Source organism: Saccharopolyspora sp. NPDC000359 (genome assembly GCF_040300525.1).
Classification (GTDB): Bacteria; Actinomycetota; Actinomycetes; order Mycobacteriales; family Pseudonocardiaceae; genus Saccharopolyspora.
In genome coordinates this window covers 18,927-42,482 of sequence record NZ_JBEPDU010000029.1, presented here as the reverse complement: position 1 = coordinate 42,482, position 23,556 = coordinate 18,927, and the positions used below count along the sequence as shown (strand labels likewise).

The 23,556-nt window shown below is 72.3% G+C and carries 25 protein-coding genes and 1 pseudogene; 16 read left to right on the top strand and 10 right to left on the bottom strand.

The window, feature by feature from the left end; all coding sequences use genetic code 11:
- The first annotated feature begins 40 nt into the window (after positions 1–40).
- The 3 genes from ABT324_RS19370 to ABT324_RS19360 all read left to right on the top strand — a co-directional run bounded on the left by ABT324_RS19370 (position 41) and on the right by ABT324_RS19360 (position 1,386).
- Positions 41–322, top strand: a complete 282-nt coding sequence (locus ABT324_RS19370; protein ID WP_351179040.1) for a metal-sensitive transcriptional regulator — start codon at positions 41–43, stop codon at positions 320–322.
- A 35-nt stretch (positions 323–357) separates the two neighbouring features.
- On the top strand, positions 358–714 hold the full coding sequence (locus tag ABT324_RS19365; protein WP_351179037.1) for a hypothetical protein: 357 nt from the start codon (positions 358–360) through the stop codon (positions 712–714).
- 81 nt (positions 715–795) lie between these two features.
- Positions 796–1,386: a DUF305 domain-containing protein gene (locus ABT324_RS19360; protein WP_351179034.1), complete on the top strand. Its 591-nt coding sequence runs from the start codon at positions 796–798 to the stop codon at positions 1,384–1,386.
- A 45-nt stretch (positions 1,387–1,431) separates the two neighbouring features.
- Here ABT324_RS19360 and ABT324_RS19355 read toward each other — a convergent pair whose 3' ends face one another.
- The gene (locus ABT324_RS19355) at positions 1,432–1,713 is read right to left on the bottom strand and encodes a metal-sensitive transcriptional regulator (RefSeq protein ID WP_351179031.1); all 282 of its coding nucleotides are present in this window, start codon (positions 1,711–1,713) and stop codon (positions 1,432–1,434) included.
- A 465-nt stretch (positions 1,714–2,178) separates the two neighbouring features.
- Between ABT324_RS19355 and ABT324_RS19350 the strand changes: the two genes are divergently transcribed.
- Entirely contained in the window at positions 2,179–3,369 is a 1,191-nt protein-coding gene (locus ABT324_RS19350) for a multidrug effflux MFS transporter (protein WP_351179028.1), read from the top strand.
- A gap of 69 nt (positions 3,370–3,438) precedes the next feature.
- Positions 3,439–4,239 (top strand): SAM-dependent methyltransferase, encoded by an 801-nt coding sequence (locus ABT324_RS19345; protein ID WP_351179025.1) that lies wholly within the window; start codon positions 3,439–3,441, stop codon positions 4,237–4,239.
- Positions 4,240–4,327: 88 nt separating this feature from the next.
- Here the strand turns inward: ABT324_RS19345 and ABT324_RS19340 are convergent, their stop codons facing one another.
- Positions 4,328–4,600, bottom strand: a complete 273-nt coding sequence (locus ABT324_RS19340) for a GlsB/YeaQ/YmgE family stress response membrane protein (RefSeq protein WP_351179022.1) — start codon at positions 4,598–4,600, stop codon at positions 4,328–4,330.
- A gap of 9 nt (positions 4,601–4,609) precedes the next feature.
- Positions 4,610–4,795, bottom strand: coding sequence for a hypothetical protein (locus ABT324_RS19335; RefSeq protein WP_351179019.1), 186 nt, complete (start codon positions 4,793–4,795; stop codon positions 4,610–4,612).
- An 86-nt stretch (positions 4,796–4,881) separates the two neighbouring features.
- Here ABT324_RS19335 and ABT324_RS19330 point away from each other — a divergent pair, with 86 nt between their 5' ends.
- A complete protein-coding gene (locus ABT324_RS19330) occupies positions 4,882–5,184 on the top strand; it encodes a hypothetical protein (RefSeq protein WP_351179016.1) in 303 nt (100 codons plus the stop codon).
- A gap of 26 nt (positions 5,185–5,210) precedes the next feature.
- Here the strand turns inward: ABT324_RS19330 and ABT324_RS19325 are convergent, their stop codons facing one another.
- The 3 genes from ABT324_RS19325 to ABT324_RS19315 all read right to left on the bottom strand — a co-directional run bounded on the left by ABT324_RS19325 (position 5,211) and on the right by ABT324_RS19315 (position 6,278).
- Positions 5,211–5,447 carry a hypothetical protein gene (locus ABT324_RS19325; protein ID WP_351179013.1) on the bottom strand — a complete coding sequence of 79 codons (237 nt, stop codon included), beginning with the start codon at positions 5,445–5,447 and terminating at the stop codon, positions 5,211–5,213.
- A gap of 234 nt (positions 5,448–5,681) precedes the next feature.
- Complete coding sequence (locus ABT324_RS19320; RefSeq protein ID WP_351179010.1) at positions 5,682–5,933, bottom strand: SHOCT domain-containing protein; 252 nt, start codon at positions 5,931–5,933, stop codon at positions 5,682–5,684.
- A gap of 135 nt (positions 5,934–6,068) precedes the next feature.
- Entirely contained in the window at positions 6,069–6,278 is a 210-nt protein-coding gene (locus ABT324_RS19315) for a hypothetical protein (protein WP_351179007.1), read from the bottom strand.
- Between the two features lie 119 nt (positions 6,279–6,397).
- Here ABT324_RS19315 and ABT324_RS19310 point away from each other — a divergent pair, with 119 nt between their 5' ends.
- A complete protein-coding gene (locus ABT324_RS19310) occupies positions 6,398–7,360 on the top strand; it encodes a GlxA family transcriptional regulator (protein ID WP_351179004.1) in 963 nt (320 codons plus the stop codon).
- On the opposite strand, the gene ABT324_RS19305 is transcribed toward ABT324_RS19310, so the two are convergent.
- Positions 7,346–7,717: a TraR/DksA family transcriptional regulator gene (locus ABT324_RS19305; protein WP_351179001.1), complete on the bottom strand. Its 372-nt coding sequence runs from the start codon at positions 7,715–7,717 to the stop codon at positions 7,346–7,348. The two genes, ABT324_RS19310 and ABT324_RS19305, sit on opposite strands and share 15 nt — an antisense overlap.
- 865 nt (positions 7,718–8,582) lie before the next feature.
- Between ABT324_RS19305 and ABT324_RS19300 the strand changes: the two genes are divergently transcribed.
- The 5 genes and pseudogenes from ABT324_RS19300 (at position 8,583) to ABT324_RS19280 (ending at position 16,134) form a co-directional block, all read left to right on the top strand.
- Positions 8,583–12,299 carry a nitrate reductase subunit alpha gene (locus ABT324_RS19300; RefSeq protein WP_351178998.1) on the top strand — a complete coding sequence of 1,239 codons (3,717 nt, stop codon included), beginning with the start codon at positions 8,583–8,585 and terminating at the stop codon, positions 12,297–12,299.
- Positions 12,299–13,866: pseudogene (narH, locus tag ABT324_RS19295) on the top strand (nitrate reductase subunit beta). Before ABT324_RS19300 ends, narH begins: the two are co-directional and overlap by 1 nt.
- Positions 13,863–14,474, top strand: a complete 612-nt coding sequence (narJ, locus tag ABT324_RS19290) for a nitrate reductase molybdenum cofactor assembly chaperone (protein ID WP_351178995.1) — start codon at positions 13,863–13,865, stop codon at positions 14,472–14,474. Before narH ends, narJ begins: the two are co-directional and overlap by 4 nt.
- Positions 14,471–15,199, top strand: a complete 729-nt coding sequence (gene narI / locus ABT324_RS19285; RefSeq protein ID WP_351178992.1) for a respiratory nitrate reductase subunit gamma — start codon at positions 14,471–14,473, stop codon at positions 15,197–15,199. The genes narJ and narI overlap by 4 nt, the downstream gene beginning before the upstream one ends.
- Entirely contained in the window at positions 15,184–16,134 is a 951-nt protein-coding gene (locus ABT324_RS19280; protein WP_351178989.1) for a tellurite resistance/C4-dicarboxylate transporter family protein, read from the top strand. Before narI ends, ABT324_RS19280 begins: the two co-directional genes overlap by 16 nt.
- A gap of 47 nt (positions 16,135–16,181) precedes the next feature.
- Here the strand turns inward: ABT324_RS19280 and ABT324_RS19275 are convergent, their stop codons facing one another.
- Positions 16,182–16,844 (bottom strand): TIGR04282 family arsenosugar biosynthesis glycosyltransferase, encoded by a 663-nt coding sequence (locus tag ABT324_RS19275; RefSeq protein WP_351178986.1) that lies wholly within the window; start codon positions 16,842–16,844, stop codon positions 16,182–16,184.
- Entirely contained in the window at positions 16,841–17,485 is a 645-nt protein-coding gene (locus ABT324_RS19270; protein WP_502949765.1) for a glycosyltransferase family 2 protein, read from the bottom strand. Before ABT324_RS19270 ends, ABT324_RS19275 begins: the two co-directional genes overlap by 4 nt.
- Before the next feature lie 219 nt (positions 17,486–17,704).
- Between ABT324_RS19270 and ABT324_RS19265 the strand changes: the two genes are divergently transcribed.
- From ABT324_RS19265 to ABT324_RS19255, 3 genes are read left to right on the top strand one after another with little or no spacing between them, the layout of a single operon-like run.
- A complete protein-coding gene (locus ABT324_RS19265; protein ID WP_351178980.1) occupies positions 17,705–19,030 on the top strand; it encodes a hypothetical protein in 1,326 nt (441 codons plus the stop codon).
- A 4-nt stretch (positions 19,031–19,034) separates the two neighbouring features.
- Positions 19,035–19,766 (top strand): response regulator transcription factor, encoded by a 732-nt coding sequence (locus tag ABT324_RS19260; protein WP_351178978.1) that lies wholly within the window; start codon positions 19,035–19,037, stop codon positions 19,764–19,766.
- A complete protein-coding gene (locus tag ABT324_RS19255; RefSeq protein WP_351178975.1) occupies positions 19,757–20,788 on the top strand; it encodes a sensor histidine kinase in 1,032 nt (343 codons plus the stop codon). The genes ABT324_RS19260 and ABT324_RS19255 overlap by 10 nt, the downstream gene beginning before the upstream one ends.
- On the opposite strand, the gene ABT324_RS19250 is transcribed toward ABT324_RS19255, so the two are convergent.
- Positions 20,750–21,817: an NAD-dependent epimerase/dehydratase family protein gene (locus tag ABT324_RS19250; protein WP_351178972.1), complete on the bottom strand. Its 1,068-nt coding sequence runs from the start codon at positions 21,815–21,817 to the stop codon at positions 20,750–20,752. The two genes, ABT324_RS19255 and ABT324_RS19250, sit on opposite strands and share 39 nt — an antisense overlap.
- A 155-nt stretch (positions 21,818–21,972) precedes the next feature.
- Between ABT324_RS19250 and ABT324_RS19245 the strand changes: the two genes are divergently transcribed.
- Positions 21,973–23,460 (top strand): molybdopterin-dependent oxidoreductase, encoded by a 1,488-nt coding sequence (locus ABT324_RS19245; RefSeq protein ID WP_351178969.1) that lies wholly within the window; start codon positions 21,973–21,975, stop codon positions 23,458–23,460.
- Positions 23,461–23,556: the final 96 nt, after the last annotated feature.

The following is a 23,556-nucleotide window of genomic DNA, read 5'->3' as shown; positions in this document are numbered from 1 at the left end:
CGGTACCCCCCTAGGGTATAAAGGGACGGGGAGGTGCCCGATGCGCGGATACACGCACGACAAGGACGACTACGCCAAGCGGCTGCGGCGGATCGAGGGCCAGGTGCGCGGCCTGGCGCGGATGATCGAAGAGGACCAGTACTGCATCGACGTGCTCACCCAGGTCTCGGCCACCACGAAGGCCTTGCAGGCGGTGGCGCTGGGCCTGCTGGACGAACACCTCAAGCACTGCGTCTCCGAGGCGCTGGCCGAGGGCGGCGAGCAGGCCGAGGAGAAGGTCCGCGAGGCCAGCGAGGCGATCGCCCGGCTGGTGAAGTCCTGACGACCGGCCCACCCCGCCCCGGTATGGTTGGTGACGTGCGAGGACGTCCGGGGCTGCTCCGCTGGGGCCTGCTGCTGGCCCTGGCGCTCTGCGTCGTGGTGATGCACCACGTCCCGGCCCAGCACGAGCAGTCCCACCCCCCGGAGGCCGCCGTCGTGCAGACCGCGGCGACCGAGCACCACGAACCCCCAGCGACCCCGGACCACGACGCGCTGCACCTGTGCCTGGCGATCGTCGCCGGTTTCCTCCTGCTGTTGCTCCCCCAGCTACGGCGCCTGCTCCGCATCGCGGCCGAGCTGCCGAGGGCGCTGCTGGTGGTCCTGCCGGTGCTGGTCCCACCACCGCTTCCCGTGCCGCGAAGACTCGCGGCCCTCTGCGTGCTCCGGCGCTGATCGGCAGCTGATCGGCCACGGCATCCACACCGTGGCCCGATAAGGCGTGCTCGAAACAGCTCAGGAAAGACGAGGACCACGATGAAGCACACCCGCGCACTTGCCGCCGCGATCAGCGCGGCCGCCACCGTCGCCCTGGCGGGCTGCGGCAGCCAGGACACCGGCAGCGCGCCGCCGCAGGCCCCGGCGAGCCAGCAGCAGGCGGCCAGCAACGCCGCCGACGTCGCCTTCGCGCAGGGCATGATCCCGCACCACCAGCAAGCCGTCGAGATGTCCCGGTTGGCTCCGGAGCGGGCGCACTCCCCGCAGGTCAAGGACCTGGCCAAGCAGATCGAGGCGGCGCAGGGCCCGGAGGTCGAGACGCTCACCGGCTGGCTGCGCGACTGGGGCGCCGACCCGGCGCCGAGCACCGACCACGGCTCGATGGGCCACGGTGACATGGGCGGCATGATGTCCGCCGCCGAGATGGAGCAGCTGGCGCAGGTCCAGGGCGCGGAGTTCGACCGCATGTTCCTGGAGTTGATGATCAAGCACCACGAGGGCGCGGTGGCGATGGCCCGGACCGAGCTGGCCGACGGCCAGTCCCCGGCGGCCAAGCAGATGGCCCAGCAGATCATCGACACCCAGCAGGCCGAGATCGACACCATGCGCGGGCTGCTGGCGCAGAGCTGATCGGCGCGGCCGGGGGTGGTCAGCGGCCGCCCCCGGCCCGGCTGGTCAGGACTTCACGAGGCGGGCGATCGCGTCGCTGGCCTCCTTGACCTTCTGGTCGGCGTTCTGACCGCCTTCGGCGAGGGCTTCGGCCACGCAGTGCTTGAGGTGCTCGTCGAGCAGGCGCAGGGACACCGCCTGCAGGCCCTTCGTCACGGCCGAGACCTGGGTCAGGATGTCGATGCAGTACTTGTCCTCCTCGATCATCCGCGCCAGGCCGCGGACCTGCCCCTCGATGCGCGCCAGCCGTTTGAGGTAGTTGTCCTTGTCCTGGGTGTACCCGTGCATCGCCCCACTCCACTTCACCGACCCGGTCAAACCCAGGAATCCTACCCTCCGCGGCGCGCCGAGCGGAGCCTCTCGACGGGGGAAGGCCGCCGCACGCCGCCTCCGCAGCGGACTCGCCAGGACCGGTGGAACCGCTCCTCCGGGACGACCGCCCACGGCAGGAGAATTCACCAACCCTTCACCGGAATCCGGGAACAAGTCCACACAGGACGTTCTTGCCGACCGGTCCGGTGCGCGGAAGAGCGCTCCGCACAACGGGTCCGACCAGCGGCGACGTCGCCTGTAGCCCGCATCACACCGGTTCTTCCGCGATGGCGGGAACAAAGCGATCTCGACCGTCGCTGAGGAGCGCGTCACATCTTCCACCGCTCGCGGTGAACCTGAAAGGCAGCGATGGACAACGTTGCGGTGCAGAGCCCTCCGGCGGCACGGGAGGCGCGGTCTGCGCCCCCGGAGCCGACCGGCTTGAACCGATTACGGGTGATCGTCGTGCTGGGGGCGCTGATCGCCCTCGGCCCGCTGACCATCGACATGTACCTGCCCGCGTTGCCCGCCATCGGCAACGACCTGCAGGCCAGCGCCTCCACCGTGCAGCTCACCCTCACCGGCACCCTGCTCGGCCTCGGCGTCGGCCAACTCCTCATCGGCCCGTTCTCCGACATCGTCGGCCGACGGCTGCCGCTGATCATCGGGACCGCCCTGCACATCGCGGCGTCGGTGGCGTGCCTGTTCGCCCCCAACATCGCGGTGCTGGGGGCGCTGCGCGCGCTGCAGGGCGTCGGCGCGGCCGCCGCCATGGTCGTCGCGCTGGCCGTGGTCCGGGACCTGTTCAGCGGACGCGCCGCGGCCACCGCGCTCTCCCGGTTGATGCTGGTGATGGGCGTGGCCCCGATCCTCGCCCCGAGCCTGGGTGGGGCCATCCTGCTGGGCGGGTCGTGGCGCGGGGTGTTCGGCGCGCTGGCGGTCCTCGGCGCGGTCCTGCTGGTGGTGGCGATCTTCGCGCTCAAGGAGTCGCTGCCACCGCAACGCCGCCAGGCCGCGCAGTTCCGCCCGGTCCTGCGCACCTACCGGCAGCTGCTCACCGACCGCGACTTCGTGCTGCTCGCCGTGGTGGCGGCGCTGGCGATGTCCGCGCTGTTCTCCTACATCTCAGGTTCGTCGTTCGTGCTCCAAGAACAGTTCGGTCTCGACCAGCAGTCCTTCGGACTGGTCTTCGGTGTCGGCGCGGTGGCGCTGATCGGCGCCTCCCAGTTCAACGTCGTGCTGCTCAACCGCTACAGCCCCAAGCAGATCGTGTTCGCCGCGCTGGTCGCCGCCACCGCGGCGGGCCTGGTGCTGACGGCGCTGACCACCACCGGCACCGGCGGCCTGTACGGGTTCATCGTGCCGATGTGGCTGGTGCTGGGCGCCATGGGCTTCGTCCTGCCCAACGCGCCCGCCCTCGCGCTCTCCCGGCACGGCGAAGCCGCCGGGACCGCGGCCGCACTGCTGGGCGCCGCGCAGTTCGGGCTCGGCGCGCTGATCGCGCCGCTGGTCGGCCTGCTCGGCAACGACGGTCCGGCGATGGCGATCACCATGACCGGCGGCGCGGCGGTCGCCCTGCTGGCGCTGGGCGTGGTGGTCCGGCTCGGCGGGGCGACCGAACCCGCGGTCTAGCCCGGGCATAACGGACAGGATTAGCATCACGGCTGGGCGGGGCGCACCGCCCAGCTGTGAGGAGGAGCGATGACCGAGGTGCCGCCCGAGCACGGGCACATCGACCTGGAGAAGCCCAACGCGGCGCGGGTCTACGACTACTACCTGGGCGGCGACCACAACTTCGCGGTGGACCGGGGGATGGCCGAGGAAGCCATCGCAATGTGGCCGGACCTGCCGCTGATCATGCAGGCCAACCGCGCCTTCCTGCGCCGCGCCGTGCAGTACTGCGCCGAGCGGGGCATCCGCCAGTTCCTCGACCTCGGCTCGGGCATCCCCACCGTCGGCAACGTGCACGAGGTCGCCCAGCAGGCCGCGCCCGGTGCGCGGGTGGTGTACGTGGACACCGATCCGATCGCGGTCGCCTACAGCAGGAAGCTGCTGCAGGACAACCCGGACGCCACGATCGTCGACGCCGACCTGCGCGACCCGGAGGCGGTGCTGGCCAGCCCGGAGGTGGCCGAGCTGCTGGACCTGAGCCAGCCGATCGCGCTGATGATGGTCGCCGTGCTGCACTTCGTCACCGACGACGACGAGCCGGGCAAGATCGTCGCCCGCTACCGGGAGGCGATGGCACCGGGCAGCTACCTGGTGATCTCGCACGCCTCCGCCGAGTCCCGCCCCGACGTCGGCCCGGCGCACGCCGACCTCTACCGCAGGCGCACCTCGACGCCCATGACGATGCGCACGCGCAGCGAGGTGACCGGTTTCTTCGAGGGGTTCGAGCTGGTGGACCCGGGCGTGGTCTTCCTGCAGCAGTGGCGGTCAGCCGAGGTCGGCGAGCAACCGGAGCGGTTCCCCGGGTTGGCCGGGGTCGGTCGCAAGCCGTAGCCGGGCCAGGGCCCGGACGAGCGCAGGGGGAGGCCGGCAGCCCGGCCTCCCCCTGGGAGCGCGGTGGTCGCCGCGCGGACGAGCTCCGCTACGAGCGGAGCCGGCGCTTGCGGCCGGTGACCTTGTTGTAGATCACCAGCACGATCACCGCGCCGATCACCGAGCCGATCCAGCCGGTCGGCTCGAACCCGCGCAGCCCGACCGTCAGCAGGCCGAACACGAACCCACCGACGACCGAACCGGCGACGCCGAGCAGGATCGTCCGCACCAGGCCGATGTCGTCCTTGCCCGGCACGATCGCCCTGGCGATGAAACCCGCGATCAGGCCGAAGACGATCCACCCGAGGATGTTCCAGAACATCTCTCTCCCCTACTTCCCGGGTCCGACGAACAACATCGTCTCCAGGTTACGCGCCGGTCCGCACCAGGAACCGGCGCTGGAGCCCAGGAGTCCGCAGTGGACCCTGCGCGGCGCCGGGCGCACCAGCTCGGCCACGCAGGTCAGCGCGTCGCGGCCACTCGCCAGCCCGCCCGCACCGCCCGGCGATCGGACCACTGCGGTGATCCACCACACCGAGTCCACCCGTGTGGGTGATCTTCGGCGGGGGGACCCGGCGGCTCCAGGGCATAGACTCACGCCTCGTGACTGCCCAGCACAGTTCGACCGAGGCGGCCCTGCGCGACGCGGTGGACACAGCCCTCATCGACTTACTGACCGCACAGCACGACCCGGCCGACCGCGCCCAGCAGGAGCTGACCCGCGCAGTCGACATGCTCGACCAGCACCCGCAGATCCAGATCTCCACCGATGCCGCGGCCGCGGTCCGCACCGCGGCCGAGCACCTCGCCCACGGTTGTCCGGAAGACGCCCGGAGCGCACTGGTGACCGCGCGCGGTCAGCTCTCCGACCCCGGCTCCCGCCTGGCCTCCCGCAACCCGCGCTGAACCGCCCCGGTCGGTCCGAGCGCAGGTCACCGCGGGACTGGTTCGTCCTCCCTGCTGCCGGGAACGGCCTGCACGGTCGGCACGCGGCCACGCCGCAACCGCTCAGCGAGCTCGTCCAGGAACCAGTCCAGCACCGATTCGGCCATCTCCAGGTCGGCCTTCGAACCGGAGGCCAGGGCTTGCTTGCGGGCGAGCCCGGCGATCCGGATCTCCTCGCACAACTGCTCGTGCGGGAGCTCACTGCACTTCGTGATCAGATCCATCGCAGACCACTCCCGTGGTCGATCGAGCGGTCGGGGGCCAGCTGACGCAGCTCGCCCCCGACCTCTCCCCCCAGTGTTGTGCCCCCGGACGAATCCGGGGTGTGTGCGCACCTTCCCCGACGGTAACGCGCCACCGGGGAGAACGCGCTCCCCCGAACGGGGTGTGTTGGAAATTCACCGTCATACATACGAGACTGGTTCGTTCCCAACTACTCCGCGCCGCGCGGCGGTGGATCAGCCCAAGCCACCGAGCCGCTCGCGGTACTCCTCGGAACTGATCTCACCCCGGGCGTAGCGCTCGGCGAGGACCTCCCGAGCCCGCTCGACAGCGGACTGCCGACGCGGGCGGGAGCGCACCACCAGCCAACTGACCACGCCCGCCAGCACGACGACCAGGAGCAGGAACACCAACCCGATCGGCCACCCCGGGCCGCCGTGCGGGCCGTGCCAGGCAGGACCCCACTGGGCCAACAACTCGGTCACCATCGCGACACCTCCGAAACCGGTCCAACGTCGGATCCAGCTTCGGCCCGCAGCGCCGCCACGTCGTCCGTCGGTGAGCGGCAGTCCGCCTACCGCACCGGACGCAGACCGGGCTCGCCGAACTGCGCGCAACGCGTCCTAAGTGGATTCGGGTTCGCCCGGCGGCAGAACACCGCCGCGCAGCTCCCAGCGCCGGGTGATCGGGTTGCGGACCCAGCGCATCTCGGCCTCCACCTCCCACGGCTGCAGGGCTTCCAGGTGGCGGGACCACAGCCAGGTCTGCACCGCGAAGTAGCGGCGGAGTCCGGACAGCTGGGCGGGGAACAACCGGGCGAGCGAAGTGTTCATGATGCGTCATCCCTGGTGGCTCGCGGGTTCGCAGGCCTCCAGCGTGCGGTGCGCGGATCCCCGTCGACAGTGGCAGTGAAGCCATTGTGCGGCAAAATCCTGCCAGCTACCGTGGTGGCATGCTGCGCACCGTGGCCGCCGTGGTGCTCGACGGCGTCGCCCCGTTCGAGCTGGGCGTGTTGTGCGAGGTCTTCGGCCTGGACCGGACCGCCGACGGGGTGCCACCGATCGACTTCCGCATCTGCGGGCAGCGACCGGGCGCTCCGGTGCCCACCTCGGTGGGGATGCACGTTGTTCCCGAACACGGGCTCGACGAGCTGTCCCGCGCCGACGTCGTGACCGTGCCCGCCGGGCGGATCAGGGACGACTACCCGCCCGAGGTGCTCGACGAGCTGCGAGCCGCCGCGGCACGCGGGGCGACGATGCTCTCGGTGTGCACCGGCGCGTTCCTGCTCGGCGCCGCCGGGCTGCTGGACAGCCGCCGCTGCACGACGCACTGGTACCACGCGGCCGCATTCCGCCGCCGCTTCCCCACCGCCGAGCTCGACCCGGACGTCCTCTACGTCGATGACAGCGACGTGGTGACCAGCGCGGGAACCGCGGCTGGCATCGATGCCTGCCTGCACCTGGTGCGCCGCGAGCTGGGTTCCACCGCAGCGACCCTGATCGCCCGGCGCATGGTGGTGCCCCCGCAGCGCGACGGCGGGCAGCGGCAGTTCATCGACCTGCCGGTCCCCGAGTGCACCGGGGACAGCCTCGAACCGGTCCTGACCTGGATGCAGGAGACCCTGGACGTCGAGCACAGCGTCGCCGAGCTCGCGGCGCGGGCGAGCATGTCGCCGCGCACCTTCGCCCGCCGGTTCGTCGCCGAGACCGGCACGACGCCCCACCAGTGGCTTGCCACGCAGCGCGTCCTGCACGCGCGCCGCCTGCTGGAGGACACCCAGTTGGGTATCGAGCAGATCGCGCGCGAGTGCGGGTTCAGCACCGCCGCACTGCTGCGGCACCACTTCCGGCGCATCGTCGGCGTGCCGCCGCGCGACTACCGCCGGACCTTCGCCCTCGACTCAGTGCCGCGATGACGCGCACTTGATGCAGGTGGTCGCGGCGGGCAGCGCTTCCAGCCGCTGCCAGGCGATGTCCTTCCCGCAGCGCTCGCAGACACCGTAGGTGCCCTCCCGCCACCGCGAGACCGCGCGGTCGAGCTCGTCGAGCTCGCGACGCGCGTCGGCGAGCAGCCCCTGCAACTGGGCCCGCTCGTAGGCGAGCGTGGCCCCTTCCGGATCGTGCTCGTCGTCGGCGCCGGTCCAGGTCGAGTCATCGCCGATCGCGGCCAACTGGCGTCGCAGCGACTCGATCCGCGCCAGCGCGCTCGCCCGCTCCCGGGCCAGGAACCTCTCCGCCCGGGAGGTGTCGCGCCGCGCCGAGGACTCCCGCACACGGATGGCAACGCCGCAGTTCAGGGCGGTATTCCGGGCCGCATCCCCAGCTGGGGACGGCAGTCGGCGCACCGATGATCAACCGATCGAGGGACCGATATTCGGTCGAAAACCCGTTCGACCCGCTGGCATCATCGAGGCATGGCATCCTCGACCACCACTCCGCACCAGGCACACCCGAACCACTCACTCCCACCGTAGACCTCGGCGAGAACTCGTTCAGGGCAGGAGGTTCCACCAGACCCGGCGCAGCCCGGGCGCGGACAGCCACCCAGCTCGACCGGGCCCGGTTGGACCCGACTCGGGACCAGCTGCTCTCCCGCGCCGCACCCGGCACCACACGCCGGAACGCCCCCGGTTCGCCATTCCCGGCTGCCGGTCCACCTTTGCCCCGGAAAACACCGTCGCCAATCAGGCAACGGCAACGTAAATTTCCCGGTAGCCACCAAAACGACCACGGTGAACCCAAGCAGTAAGCCATTCGGAAGAATGCTCATCAATTCGACTGATGAGCAAACGTAATAATCAGCCAAAAAACTGCACAAATACGACACATCTAGGAGGTCAAGACCCGCGAAAGGAATGGACAAGATCTCGGAAAAGATCGTCCAGCAACCCATTCTTACCGAGTTTTCGCAGGTGTATACCGCATCGATGCCCTCAATAGGCCGGATCACCGCCGCAGAAACGGCCAGGTTCCCGACGGCCACAAACCGACCACGGACCGTTTATGCGTCTTTACCCGACGTGAACATTCCCACTTTTGGTGAACCTGACAAGCGGCGGTCAACAGCCGTAGATTCGACCCGAGCACCACCCCACCACATTTTCCACCGCACTTCCGACCACGATCGGAGAAAGCAGCATGTGCGCAGCGCCTGAACGGGACCTCGGCAGCGGACCTGCCGGCCCCGCCCGGGGCCGAGCGGACGGCGGCGCGGCCGGAGACGCACTGCTCCGACTCGGCCGACTGCTCTCCAGGGCGGACACGACCGAGGACCTGCGGGCCGTGTTCCACACCGGCGGGCGCGAGGGCGACGCCTTCTACCGGGACCGCTGGAACCACGACAAGGTCGTGCCCTCGACGCACGGCGTGAACTGCACCGGCTCCTGCCGGTGGAACGTCTACGTCAAGGACGGGATCATCACCTGGGAGGCCCAGGACACCGACTACCCGTCGATGGGCCCGGACCGCCCGGAGTACGAACCACGCGGCTGCCCGCGAGGCGCGTCGTTCTCCTGGTACTCCTACTCCCCCACCCGGATCCGCTACCCCCACGCGCGCGGCGTGCTCGTCGAGATGTACCGCCAGGCCAGGGCGCGCACCGGTGAACCGGTACGCGCCTGGGCGTCCATCATGGACGATCCCGAGCTGCGCCAGCGCTACCAGCGGGCGCGCGGCAAGGGTGGTTTGGTGCGGGTCTCCTGGGACGAGGCGCTGGAGATGGTCGCCGCCGCCCACGTGCACACCATCGTCGCGCACGGACCCGACCGGATCGCCGGGTTCTCCCCGATCCCGGCGATGTCGATGGTCTCGCACGCCGTCGGTTCCCGGTTCCTGTCGCTGATCGGCGCGCCGATGCTGTCCTTCTACGACTGGTACGCCGACCTGCCCGTGGCTTCCCCGCAGGTGTTCGGCGACCAGACCGATGTGCCCGAGTCCGCCGACTGGTGGGACGCGGCCTACCTGGTGATGTGGGGGTCCAACGTCCCGGTCACCCGCACCCCGGACGCGCACTTCATGACCGAGGCCCGCTACCGGGGGCAGAAGGTCGTGGTGGTCTCCCCCGACTACGCCGACAACACCAAGTTCGCCGACGAGTGGCTGGCCCCGCACCCAGGCACGGACGCGGCGCTCGCGGTGGCGATGGGCCACGTCGTGCTCAAGGAGTTCTTCGTCGAGCGGCCCACCCCGGTCTTCACCGACTACGTGCGCCGGTACACGGACCTGCCGTTCCTGGTCGACCTGGTCGAGCGGGACGGCGCGCTGGTGCCGGGCAAGTTCGTCACGGCCGCCGACCTGGGGCGGTCGGGCGCGAGCGAGCAGTGGAAGACCGTGCTGCTGGACGACGCCACCGGCCAACCGGTGGTCCCCAACGGCTCGCTGGGGTTCCGCTGGGACGACGAGGAGACCGGGCGCTGGAACCTCGACCTGGGCGAGGTCACCCCGCGGCTGAGCCTGCACGACCACCCGCACCAAGCGGTCGAGGTGCTGCTGCCGCGCTTCGACTCACCGGACGGGGCCGGTGCAGCCACCACCCGCGGTGTGCCAGCCGTGCGGTTGACCCCGGGTGGCCCGCTGGTGACCACGGTGTTCGACCTGCTGCTCGCGCAGTACGGGGTCGGCCGCGCGGGCCTGCCCGGCAGCTGGCCAGCCGACTACGCCGACCCCGAACCCGGCACCCCGGCCTGGCAGGAGCGGATCACCTCGGTACCGGCGGCGCGCGCGGTGCGGATCGCGCGGGAGTTCGCCGACACCGCGGTCCGGTCCGGGGGCCGCTGCATGATCCTGATGGGCGCTGGGACCAACCACTGGTTCCACTCCGACGAGGCGTACCGGACGTTCCTCACCCTGCTGCTGCTCACCGGCTGCCAGGGCCGCAACGGCGGCGGCTGGGCGCACTACGTCGGCCAGGAGAAGGTACGCCCGCTGACCGGGTGGGCGACGCTGGCCAGCGCGGCGGACTGGCACCGCCCGGCGCGGCAGATGATCGGGACGGCCTGGTTCTACCTGCACACCGGGCAGTGGCGCTACGACGGCCTCACCACCGACGCGCTCACCTGGCCCGGCGCACCCGGATCGCTGAGCGGGACGACGGCGGCCGACTGCATCGCGCGCTCGACTCGGGCGGGGTGGATGCCGTCCTACCCGACCTTCGACCGCAACCCGCTGGAGCTGTCCGACGAGGCCGAGGCCGCCGGGCGCGACCCGGTGGAGCACGTGGTGCAGGAGCTGCGCTCGGGTCGGCTCGGCTTCGCCTGCGAGGACCCCGACGCCCCGGCCAACTGGCCGCGGGTGCTGACCGTGTGGCGCTCCAACCTGCTCGGCTCGTCGGCCAAGGGCAACGAGTTCTTCCTCAGGCACCTGCTGGGCGCCGAGGCGCAGCCGCGTTCGACCGAGCCCGAGCAGCCGCCGACCGAGGTGCACCGGGCCGAGGCCGCCGAGGGCAAGCTGGACCTGCTGCTCTCGCTGGACTTCCGGATGACCAGCACCACCCTGTTCTCCGACGTGGTGCTGCCCGCCGCCACCTGGTACGAGAAGCACGACCTGTCCAGCACCGACATGCACCCCTCCGTGCACTCGTTCAACGCCGCGGTGGACCCGCCGTGGCAGTGCCGCACCGACTTCGACGCCTTCCACGGCATCGCCGCGAAGTTCAGCGAGCTGGCCGCCACCCACCTCGGGGTGCGGCGGGACGTGGTCGCCACCGCGATCGGCCACGACACCCCCGGCGAGGTCGCGCAGCCGGGTGGGGTGCTGCTGGACTGGCGCGGCGGCGAGGTCGATCCGCAGCCCGGCCGGACCATGCCCGCGCTGACCGTCGTCGAGCGGGACTACCCTGCGGTGGCGGCGAAGCTGGCCGCGGCCGGGCCGCTGCTGGACGAGCTCGGGGTGACCACCAAGGGCTGGACCGTCGGGGTCGACCCGGAGTTGGCCTGGCTGGGCGGCGCCAACGGGCTAACCACCGCGGGCCCGGCCGCTGGACGACCGCGGCTGGACACCGACCGCCGGTTCGCCGACGCCGTGCTCGCGCTGTCCGGCACCACCAACGGACGACTGGCCACCGCGGCCTTCCGGGCACTGGAGCAGCGCGTCGGGCGGCCGCTGGCGCACCTGGCGGCCCACCACAGCGAGCACCGGGTGACCTTCGCCGACACCCGCTCCCGCCCCGCACCGGTGGTGACCAGCCCGGAGTGGTCCGGCGACGAGTCCGGCGGGCGGCGCTACTCGCCGTTCACCATCAACGTCGAGCAGCTCAAGCCCTGGCACACCCTGACCGGCCGCCAGCACTTCTTCCTGGACCACGACTGGATGGCCGAGCTCGGCGAGCAGCTACCGCTGTACCGGCCACCGCTGGACCTGCACCGGCTGGCCGGGGAACGACGGCTCGGGCCCGACGGCGCGGAGGTCGTGGTGCGCTACCTGACCCCGCACTCGAAGTGGTCGATCCACAGCGAGTACCAGGACAACCCGATCATGCTGACGCTGTCCCGGGGCGGGCCGACGTTCTGGATGAGCCCGGTGGACGCGGCGGCGATCGGGGTGCGCGACAACGACTGGGTCGAGGCGGTCAACCGCAACGGCGTGGTGGTGGCCCGCGCCGTGGTCTCGCACCGGATGCCCGCGGGCACGGTGTTCATGTACCACGCGCAGGACCGGACGGTGAACGTGCCGAAGAGCGAGACCACCGGTCGGCGCGGCGGGATCCACAACTCGCTGACCCGCGTGCGGGTCAAGCCCACCCACCTCATCGGCGGCTACGCCCAGCAAACCTTCGCCCTGAACTACCACGGTCCCACCGGCAACCAGCGCGACGAGGTCACCGTGATCCGCCGCCGCAGCCAGGAGGTCGAGTACTGATGCGCGTGATGGCCCAGCTCGCCATGGTGATGAACCTGGACAAGTGCATCGGCTGCCACACCTGCTCGGTCACCTGCAAGCAGACCTGGACCAACCGCGGCGGCGTCGAGTACGCGTGGTTCAACAACGTGGAAACCCGCCCCGGGCAGGGTTTCCGCGCACTTACGAGGACCAGGAGCGGTGGCGCGGCGGGTGGCAGCTCGACCGGCGGGGGCGGTTGAAGCTGCGCGGCGGTGGACGGCTGCGCAAGCTGGCCACGCTGTTCGCCAACCCCGACCTGCCGGAGCTCGACGACTACTACCAGCCCTGGACCTACGACTACCGGATGCTGCTGGAAGCACCGCTGGGCGAGGACGTACCGGTGGCCCGGCCGACCTCGGTGATCACCGGTCGGCCCACGTCCGTCCACTGGGGACCGAACTGGGAGGACTCGCTCGGCGGCACCCCGGAGCACGGGGACGCCGACCCGGTGGTGGCCAAGCTCCGCACCGAGCTGGGCACCCGGATCAAGTTCGAGTTCGAGCAGTCTTTCCTGTTCCACCTGCCGCGGATCTGCGAGCACTGCCTCAACCCGTCCTGCGTGGCGTCCTGCCCGTCCGGCGCGATGTACAAGCGCGCCGAGGACGGCATCGTGCTGGTCGACCAGGACCAGTGCCGCGGCTGGCGGATGTGCGTCTCCGGCTGCCCCTACAAGAAGGTCTACTTCAACCACCGCACCGGCAAGGCCGAGAAGTGCACCTTCTGCTACCCGCGGGTCGAGGTGGGCCAGCCGACGATCTGCTCGGAGACCTGCGTGGGGCGGCTGCGCTACATCGGCGTGCTGCTCTACGGCGCCGACCGGGTCACCGAAGCCGCCGCGACCACCGACGAACACCAGCTCTACCCGGCGCAGCGCGACCTGTTCCTGGACCCGCACGATCCGGCGGTGGTCGCCGCGGCCGAGCGGGCGGGCATCCCGCACGACTGGATCGAGGCGGCCCGGCGCTCCCCGGTTCGCGACCTGATCTGCCGCTACCGGGTGGCCCTGCCGCTGCACCCGGAGTACCGCACCATGCCGATGGTCTGGTATGTCCCGCCACTGTCGCCGGTGGTGGACGCGGTGGCTGGGACCGGTCACGACGGGGAGGACGCGGACAACCTCTTCGGGGCGATCGACGCGCTGCGCATCCCGGTCGAGTACCTGGCCGAGCTGTTCACCGCGGGCGACATCGGCCCGGTGCGGGACGCGCTGCGCCGGCTCGCCGCGATGCGCTCCCACATGCGCTCGGTGAACCTGGGGGAAGCCCCGGACGAGGCGCCGCTGCGGGCGGCCGGGATGGACGCCGCCGAGCTGCGGTCGATGTACCGGCTGCTGGCCATCGCCAAGTACGAGGAGCGCTACGTCATCCCGACCGCCGGGATCGGCGACGCGCACGAGCTGGAGTCGCTGGCGACCACCTGCAGCCTGGACACCGACGGCGGCCCGGGCATGGGCAGCCTGCGCACCGGCAGCACCGACCTGGTGGTGTGGGACGGCGACGACCGACCAAACGAGATGTTCCCGACGCTGCGCGGAGGTGAGCGGTGAGACGTCGACGGCTCAACGCCCGCACCCGCGGGCTGGTGCGGCAGATCGCCGCCTGGTGCCTGCACTACCCCGACGCCGAGCTGGTCCGGCAGCTCCCGCTGCTGCGCGAGGCCACCACCGAGCTCGGTGACCCCGCCACCGCTGGGCCACTGCACCGGCTGCTCGACCACCTCACCGGGGCACCGCTGCCGGTGGCCGAGCAGCACTACGTCGAGGTGTTCGACGTCAGCCCGCGCCGGAGCCTCCACCTGACCTGGTTCGTGCACGGGGACACCAGGTTGCGCGGCGGGGCGCTGGCCGAGCTGGCGGGCACCTACCGCGCGCACGGCTTCCGGGTCGTCGGCGGGGAGCTGCCGGACTACCTGCCCGCGCTGCTGGAGTTCTCGGTCGCCGCCGCGGACCCGGGCGAGGCGCTGCTCGGCCGGTTCCGGCCCGCCATCGAACTGCTGCACCGCAAGCTCGACGAGGTCGGCACCCCGTACGCCGGGGCGGTGTCGGCCGTGCTCGACGCGGTCCCGCGCAGCCGCGGGACGGCGGCCGTGCCCGCGCAGGCCCCAACCGAGCTGGTCGGCCTGCAACCGTTCCTGCTCCGGGAGGGGAGCCGATGATCAGTCCGATCGATGCGATGTTGTGGGGTGTGCTGCCGTACGTGGTGCTGGTGGTGTTCGTCGGCGGCACGGTGTGGCGGTACCGCTACGACAAGTTCGGCTGGACCTCGCGCTCCAGCCAGTTGCACGAGTCCCGCCTGCTGCGGGTGGGCAGCCCGCTGTTCCACTACGGCTTGCTGCTGGTGGTGGGCGGGCACGTGCTCGGCCTGCTGGTGCCGAAGGCGCTGACCGAGCTCTTCGGCACCGAGGCGAACTACCACGTGGTGTCGCTGCTGGTCGGCACGCTCGCCGGGTGCGGCGCGCTGGCCGGGCTCGCGGTGCTGCTGTGGCGGCGGCTGCGCACCACGGCGGTGCGCCGGGCGACCAGCCGCGGCGACCAGCTCACCCACGTCCTGCTGGTCGCGGTGATCTCGCTGGGGCTGTGGACCACGGTGGTCGACAACGGGGTCCGCGGTCCCTACGACTACCGCGAGACGATCGGGCCCTGGTTCCGCGACATCTTCCTGCTGCACCCGCACCCCGAGCTCATGGCCGGGGCGCCGCTGGACTACCGGCTGCACGCGCTGCTCGCGCTCGCGCTGTTCGCGTTGTGGCCGTTCAGCCGCCTCGTGCACGCCTTCAGCGCGCCCGTGCACTACCTGTTCCGCCCGTACGTCGTCTACCGCAGCCGCAGCGGCGACCGCGTTGGCACCCGCCGGGAGCCGCGCGGTTGGCAGCGGCTCTGAGCGTGTTCGCGGTGGTGCGCCGGATCCCGTGCGAGTCCGGCGCGGTGGTGATGGCGATCGGCATCGTGTCGGTCGCCGCGCGGCTGGTGGGCCACCCGGTGCTGTCCGCGTCGCTGCTGGCCGCGGCCGGGGCGGTGTGGGTGCTGTTGGCGGTGTCGTTCCTGACCCGGCTGGCCGGGGACGCGGCGGGCTGGCGCGCGGAGGCGGTGCGGCCTGGCGCGCTGTCCGGTGTCGCGGCGACCGGAGTGGTCGGTGCCGGCCTCCTCCAGCACGGGTGGTCCGCGGCGAGCTGGGTGCTGCTGGCGCTGGCAGCGGTGCTGTGGGCGGTGCTGGTGCCGCGCGTGCTCCAGAACCTGCCGACTCCTGCGGTCGGCGTGTGCTTCCTGCTGTGCGTGGCCACCCAGTCGCTCGCGGTCCTGGCGGCGAAGCTGACCTCCGGGGCGGCGTGGCTCCTGCCGCTCGCGGCGGGCGCGGACCTGCTCGGCCTCGGCCTGTACGTCTTCGTGCTGTCGCGCTTCGACTTCCGGCAACTGGTGCGCGGCTGCGGCGACCACTGGATCGTGGGCGGCGCGCTGGCGATCAGCACGGTGTCCACCGCCGAGCTGAACTCCGCGCTGCACGCGGTGCACCTGCGGACGGCGGTGGTCGGGGTGGGCGCGTTCGTGCTCTGGGCGATCACGGCCGCCTGGTACGCGGTGCTGGCCGTGCTGGAACTGGTCGTCGTGCGGCTGCGCTACGACTTCCGCCGCTGGGCGACGGTCTTCCCCCTGGGCATGACCTGCGCAGCGACCTCCAGCGTCGCCACGGCGAGCGGAATCGGCTGGCTCACCGGAGCCGCGCACGCCCTGCTGTGGCCCGCCCTGCTCGTGCTCGGACTGACAGCGTGGGGCACAGCCCGCCAGATCGTCAACGCGCTCGGTCACGAGCGCGCGTGAACCGGTGGTCCGACCGAGAACGGCGCCCCGACGTCCGCTCCCGCCGGTCAGAGGTGCGCCGCGGGCAGGCTCGCCGAGAAGCGGGAGCCCGGCACGGACCCGGCGACCCGCACCGCATCCCCCATCCTGTCCACATCGGTCAGTTCCGGGAGCAGGGCCACCCGCAGGCCTGCGGTACGCAACGCCGCCAGCGTCCGGGCACCGGTGTCCGGGCGGGACGTCGGCACCGACCCCAGCACGCTCGCGACGGCGGGATCGCGGAACCCGATCGCCCACCAGCCGCCGTCCTCGGCCGGGCCCAGTGCCGCGTCCGCGTCGTCGAGCGCGGCGCACGCCTCGGTCAGCAGGTCCGGGGTCACCTGCGGGGTGTCCATCCCGATCTGCACGACCGGCAGCCCCGGATGCGCCGCCGCGGTGTCGAGGTGGGCGGCTGCCAACCTGGCGGGGAACCCGTCACCGCGCTGGCCGAGGACCGTCCACCCGCGCAGCGCGTCGCGCAGCTCGACCCCACCAACGGCCGCGTCGAGGTCCCCGGACAACGCCAGCACCGGCCGGGCCCGCGCGGTGTCCCGCACCGCGTCGATCGTGTCCAACAGGCTCGCGGCGGCGATGCGCGCAGCCTCAGCGGGCGTGGCTGGTGGGCACATCCGGGTCTTGACCAGACCAGGAACCGGGGACTTCGCCACCACCAGCAGTGCGGTCCGGCTCATCGCAGCACTCCCGCCATGTCCCGGACCGCGCGGACGGTGCCGAGCACCGACCCGGAGACCTTCGACCGGGTACCGGCCGCACGCGGCCGGTAGGCCACGTCCAGCTCGTGCACCCGCCAGTTCGCCTCCGCCGCCTTGCACAGCAGTTCGAGCGGGTAACCGAAGCCCCGGTCCTCGACCCCCAGCCGCAGCAGGTCGAGCCGCCGCGCGGCGCGGATCGGTGCGATGTCGTGCACCGCGAGTCCCCGCCGCCGCAACAACCCCGAGATCAGCGCGTTGCCCGCCCTCGCGTGCCACGGCCACGCCGCCGCGCGCACCGGAACCCGCCGCCCGACGACCAAGTCGGCCCGCCCCGCCCGCACCACCGAGACCAGCATCGGCAGCACACCGGGGTCCAGCGAACCATCGCAGTCCAGGACGCAGACGAACTCGGCGGTCGACGCCACCAAACCCGCGTGCACCGCCGCGCCGTACCCCCGCCGGGGCTCGCGGACCACCACCGCGCCGTGCTCCTCGGCGACCGAGTCCGATCCGTCCGACGACCCGTTGTCCACCACGAGCGGGCGGAACCCGGGCGGCATCGCAGCGAGCACCCCGGGCAGCGCCAGCGCCTCGTCGAGGCAGGGCAGCACCACATCCACATCGTTCACGCGGGCCAGTGAAACGCACCGCGGGCGACGCCGGGAATGCCCGCCGACCTTACGGATCCCTTACGCCGTCCAGGTTCTCGACCTCCAGAACGAGGTGACTTCCCGCGCCAGCCGGCTCCGCCGCTCCCCCGGTTCGCGACTTCTTACGAGGTGCTGACGGATGCCGTCGATGCGTTCGTGCGCCTCGGCACCCGCACTAGCCTCGCGCGGGTGCTCCAAATCCCCCGCACTGCCCACAACCAGCGCTGCGGAGCCGATCTGGTCGCGCTGGCCGTCGCCGTCACCGCGGTGGCGGGCTCCGCCGCAGCCGGTTTCCTGCTGAACCGCGCGGGTGTCCCGCTGTACGCCGACGCCGCGCCGCTGTTCGGGTTCTGGCTGCCCCGCGTCGGCCCCGGGACCCCGCTCGCGCTCCTGACCGCCGCTGCGGTCACCACCTGGGGCCCGCCGCTGGCCGCCCGCCTGCCGTGGGGCCGCTTGCTGGTGGGGGGGTACCTTGCAGCCTTGGCGTGGACGATGTCGCTGGCCTTGGTGGACGGGTGGCAGGACGGCGTCGCTGGTCGGCTGACCGGTTGGGCCGAGTACCTGCGGGACGTTCCCCGCGTCACCGACATCGGCGCGATGCTCACCACGTTCACCGACCACGTCCTGGCCGGGCAACCCGGCTCCTGGACCGTGCACGTGTCCGGTCACCCGCCCGGTGCTCTGCTCAGTTACGTGTGGCTGGACCGGGTCGGGCTCGGCGGCGGGGCGTCGTCCGGGGTCGTGTCGGTGCTGGTCGGGTCACTCGCGGCGGTGGCCGTGCCGGTCACCGCGCGGGCGCTGGCCGGCGCGGACGCGGCCCGGGCCGCGCTGCCGTTCGTGGTGCTGTTCCCCGGGGCTGTGTGGGTCGGGGTGTCCGCCGACGGCATGTTCACCGGGGTCTCCGCCACCGGGCTTGCGCTGCTGGCGCTGGCCGCGACGCGCCGCGGCCCGCTGGCCGGGTTCGCGGCGGCCGGTGCCGGTCTGCTGCTGGGCTTCGCGCTGTTCCTGAACTACGGCTTGGTGCTGCTGCTCCCGCTGGTGGTCGTGGTGGTGCTGTGCACGCGCGGGTACCGGGCGCTGCTGCTGGCCGCGGTCGGGGTGGTCGGCGTGGTAGCCGTGTTCGCCGCGCACGGGTTCTGGTGGCTGGACGGCTACCAGCTGGTCGTCCAGCGCTACCACCAGGGCGATTTCGCCCAGCGGCCGTACGGTTACTGGGTGTTCGGCAACATCGGTGCTCTGCTGCTGTCGGCGGGCCCGTTCGCGGCGGTGGCCCTCCGCCGGGCCGCGCTGGACCGGGGAGCCGCCGCCGGGCTGGTGCTGGCGGCGGCTGCGGCGGTGCTGGCCGCTGACCTCTCCGGGCTGAGCAAGGCCGAGGTCGAGCGGATCTGGCTCCCGTTCGCGGTGTGGTTCGCTGTCGGTGCCGCTCTGCTGCCGGACCGGCAGCGGCGCTGGTGGCTGGCCGGGCAGGCGGTGACCGCGCTGGCGGTGAACCACGTGATCGCGACGAACTGGTGACCGGATGAAGCAGCAGGCAGACGCGGGGCGGATCCTCGTCGTCGACGACGACCACGCGGTGCGCGACGTGCTCCGCCGCTACCTGGAGCGATCCGGGTACCAGGTCGACCTCGCCGGGGACGGGGAGGCGGCGTTGCGAACCTTCGCCGCCTCCGCCCCCGACCTGGTGGTGCTCGACCTGATGCTGCCCGGGGTCGGCGGGCTGGAGGTGTGCCGCCACATCCGCGCGGACAGCACGGTCCCGGTGGTGATGTTGACCGCGTTGGGCGAGGAGGCCGACCGGGTGCTCGGATTGGAGCTCGGCGCGGACGACTACGTCGTCAAGCCCTTCAGCCCGCGCGAACTGGTGCTGCGCGTGGGATCGGTGCTGCGCCGATCGCGCGCCGCGCTCACGGCGGCGGCCGAGTCGCTGCGCGACGGCGGGCTGCGGGTCGACGTGGGCGCGCGGCGCTGCACGCTCGACGGCACCGAGCTGTCGTTGACCGGGCGTGAGTTCGACCTGCTGGTGTTCCTGCTGCGCAACCCGGGACGGGCCTTCAGCCGGGCCGAACTGCTGGAAGCGGTGTGGGGCTGGAGCTTCGGCGACCACTCCACGGTCACCGTCCACATGCGACGACTGCGGGAGAAGGTGGAGCCGGACCCGGCCCGTCCGCGGCGGATCAGCACGGTCTGGGGCGTCGGGTACCGCTACGATCCCGTGGAACCACCGACCGGGGCGGCCGCACCGTGGACGTGATCACCGAGCTCACCCACGTCGTCCCCTACGCGATAGGGCTTTCGCTGCCCGTCGCGCTCACCGGGGCCGTGCTGCTCTACTTCCTGCGCAGGCGGTCGTTGACCACCGCCCTGACCGCGCTGGTGCTCACGCCGCTGCTGGCCACGCTGGCCGGGATCCTCGGCGTCACCGGCTTCATGTTCGGCCCGCAGCTGACGACCGCGGTGGTGATCTGCACGGCGGTCGGGGTGGTGACCGTCCCGGTGGCGGTCCTGCTCGGCCGGAGCATCGCCCGCCGCAGCGTCTGGGAGCGGGAAGCGCGCGCCCGGGAGCGGGCCGCTGAGGCCGCCCGCCGGGAGCTGGTCGCGTGGATCAGTCACGACCTGCGCACCCCGCTGGCCGGGATCCGCGCGATGGCCGAGGCCCTGGCCGACGGCGTGGTCGACGAACCGGGCGAGGTGTGCGCCTACGCCACGCACATCCGCTCCGAGAGCGAGCGGTTGGCGGCCATGGTCGAGGACCTCTTCGAGCTGTCCCGGATCACCGCGGGAGCCGTTCAGCTGGAGTTCTCCGCGGTGCCGCTGCGGGACGTGGTGAGCGAGGTGGTCGCGGTGGTCGATCCGCTGGCCCGGGCCAACGACGTCGAGCTGCGCACCGGCACCAGCGACTGGCCGGTGGTGCGGGGTAGCGACCCGGAGCTGGCCCGCGTGCTGCGCAACCTGCTGTCGAACGCCATCCGCCACACCCCGCCCGGCGGCACGATCGTACTGGCCGCGGGCAGCGACGACGGCCAGGCGTGGTTGCGGGTCGACGACGCCTGCGGCGGGATCGAGCCCGCCGAGCTGGCGCGGGTGTTCGAGGTCGCCTTCCGCGGCGACCAGGCGCGCCGGGACGACACCGCCGGGGCCGGGCTCGGGCTGGCGATCGCGCGTGGGCTCGTGCTGGCCCACCACGGCAGCATCACCGCCCGCAACCACGGCCCCGGGTGCCGCTTCGAGGTCCGCCTACCCCTCGCCTCGACCGACCGCGGCGGGCGCCCGTAGCGGCGCGTGCGCGAAGGCCGCCACCCCGTCGGAGAACTCAACCGCCGCCCGGAAGCCCAGCACGCGCTGCGCCTTGGCCGGGTCGGCGACGATGTGCCGCACGTCGTTGGGCCGCGCACCACCGACCACGCGCGGTGCCGGGCCCCCGCACGCCCGCGCCAGCTCGCGGGCCAGGTCGGCGATGGTGCGCGGCTGGCCAGAGCAGATGTTCAGCGCGTCCAGCCCGCCCGCTGGCGGTTCGGCCCCGACCGCTGCCACGTTGGCCGCCGCGACGTCGCTGACGTGCACGAAGTCCCGCCGCTGCCGACCGTCTTCGAGGACCACCGGGGCTTCACCGCGGTGCAGGGCGGAGCGGAACAGCGAGGCCACCCCGGCGTACGGGGTCCCGCTGGGCATCCAGGGGCCGTAGACGTTGTGGTAGCGCAACGCCCACACCCCGCCGCCGGTCTGCCTCGCCCACGCCGCGGCGAGGTGCTCCTGGGCCAACTTCGTGGCCGCGTAGGTGCTGCGCGGGTCCAGGTCGGCGTCCTCCGGGACGAGCTCAGGAGTCAGCGGCGTGCCGCAACGCGGGCACCTCGGGTCGTACCGACCGGCATCCAGGTCTTCGGCCCGCCGTGGTGCGGGCGCGACGAGGGCGTGGCGCGGGCAGCGGTAGCGCCCTTCGCCGTAGACGACCATCGAGGACGCCAGCACGAGTCGGCGCACCCCGCTCGCGTGCATGGCGGCCAGCAGCACCGCTGTCCCGTAGTCGTTGTGCGACGCGTAGTCGGGCATGTCGGAGGGGTCGAGCCCGTGCCCGACCATCGCCGCCTGGTGGCAGACGACTTCGACGTCCCGGAGCACTTCGCGCAGCAGCTCCGGATCGCGCACGTCGCCGCGCACCAGCGGGTGGTGCGCGGAGGACCGCTCCGCCCCGTGCGCCTGCGGCAGGAACGCGTCCAGCAGGACGACGTCGTGCCCCCGCTCCGCCAACGCGTCGGCGACTGATGACCCGATGAACCCGGCACCGCCGGTGACCAGAACTCGCACGCCGCGACCGTACGGGCGGCGAACGCCATTCGGTGCGCCGAGCGGATCGGCGTAAGCAATCCACAATGTCTTGCCGTTGTCTTACGGAACCGCACGGTGACTGGCCGGACCGGCCCCGCTCGCCGTCGAATGGACCCATGAGTCCCCTACCCCGGATGCGTGCCATCGTGATCGGGCTGTCCGCCACCGCCGCCGCCCTCGGTGCCGGGCACCTGGCGGCGGGCATCACCGATGTCCGCACCTCCCCGTTCGTGGCCGTCGGCAACTCGGCGATCGACCTGGTGCCCGAGCCGGTGAAGCAGTTCGCCATCGCCGCGTTCGGCACCGCCGACAAGCTGGCCCTGCTGGTGGGCATGGCGGTCGTGATCGCGCTGCTGGCCAGCGCCGCCGGTCTGCTGTCCCGGCGGCAGTGGTGGCCCGGGGCCGCGGTGATAGCGGCCTTCGGCCTGGTCGGCGTGGGTGCGGTGGTGGTCCGCGGGGAAGGTGGTCCAGCGGCGGCGCTGACCGCTCTGGTGGTCGGCGTGGTCGTGTTCAGGTGGCTGCACCACGTCGCCACGACGACCTCGCCCGAGCACCCAACCGATCGGCGGCGGTTCCTGATCACGACCGGTCTCGTCCTGGCCGGGGCCGGTGCCGGTGGCCTGGCGGGTGGTTTCCTGCAGCGCTGGACCGGGTTGTCGACCTCGCGCCAGGAAGCCGCCGTGCGGATCCCGGACGTCCCGTCCCCACCGGTCCCGGCGGGCGCGGACTTCGCGTCGTCCGGCACCCCCACCTTCATCACCGCGAACCGCGACTTCTACCGGATCGACACCGCGCTGGTGGTCCCGCGGGTCCGCGCGGAGGACTGGCAGCTGCGGCTGCACGGGATGGTGGAGCGCGAGCTCGTGCTGGGCTTCGACGACCTGCTCCGGCGGCGGCTGGAAGCCCGGCCGATCACGCTCGCCTGCGTCTCCAACGAGGTCGGCGGGCGGTTGATCTCCACCGCGACCTTCACTGGGGTACCGGTCCGGGACCTGCTGCTGGAGGCCGGGGTGCGGCCCGGGGCGCAGCAGCTGTTCACCACCAGCGTGGACGGCTACACCGCGGGCACGCCCCTCGACGTGCTGCTCGAACCCGACCGGGGCGCGCTGCTGGCGGTCGAGATGAACGGCGAGCCGCTGCCCGTCGAGCACGGCTTCCCCGTCCGGATGGTCGTTCCGGGCCTGTACGGCTACGTGTCGGCGACCAAGTGGTTGACCGACGCCGAGGTGACGACCTTCGACCGGGCGCACTACTGGGAGCGGCGCGGCTGGGCGCGGCAAGCCCCGATCAAGACGCAGTCCCGCATCGACCGGCCGCGCCCCGGGCCACCGGTGCCCGCGGGGACGGTCACGGTCGCCGGTATCGCGTGGGCGCAGCACACCGGGATCGAGCGGGTGGAGGTCCGGGCCGACCGGGGGCCGTGGCAGGTCGCCGAGCTCGCCGCCGACGTCAGCCGGGACACCTGGCGGATGTGGCGGGTCGCGCTGGAGCTCCCGCCCGGCGAGCACGTGCTCGAGTGCCGGGCCACCGACCGTGCGGGCCGGACGCAGACCCCGAAGCCGCAGGGCGTGGTGCCCGACGGCGCGACCGGGTGGCACTCGGTGCGGATCGTGTGCCGCTAGCCGGTGCCGCGGAGCGCGCCCGAGGTCAACGCGGCGATCCCGTCGTGCCCGCGCGGCGTGACGCGGACGCGGCGCGGGACGGCGCCTCGGGTGATC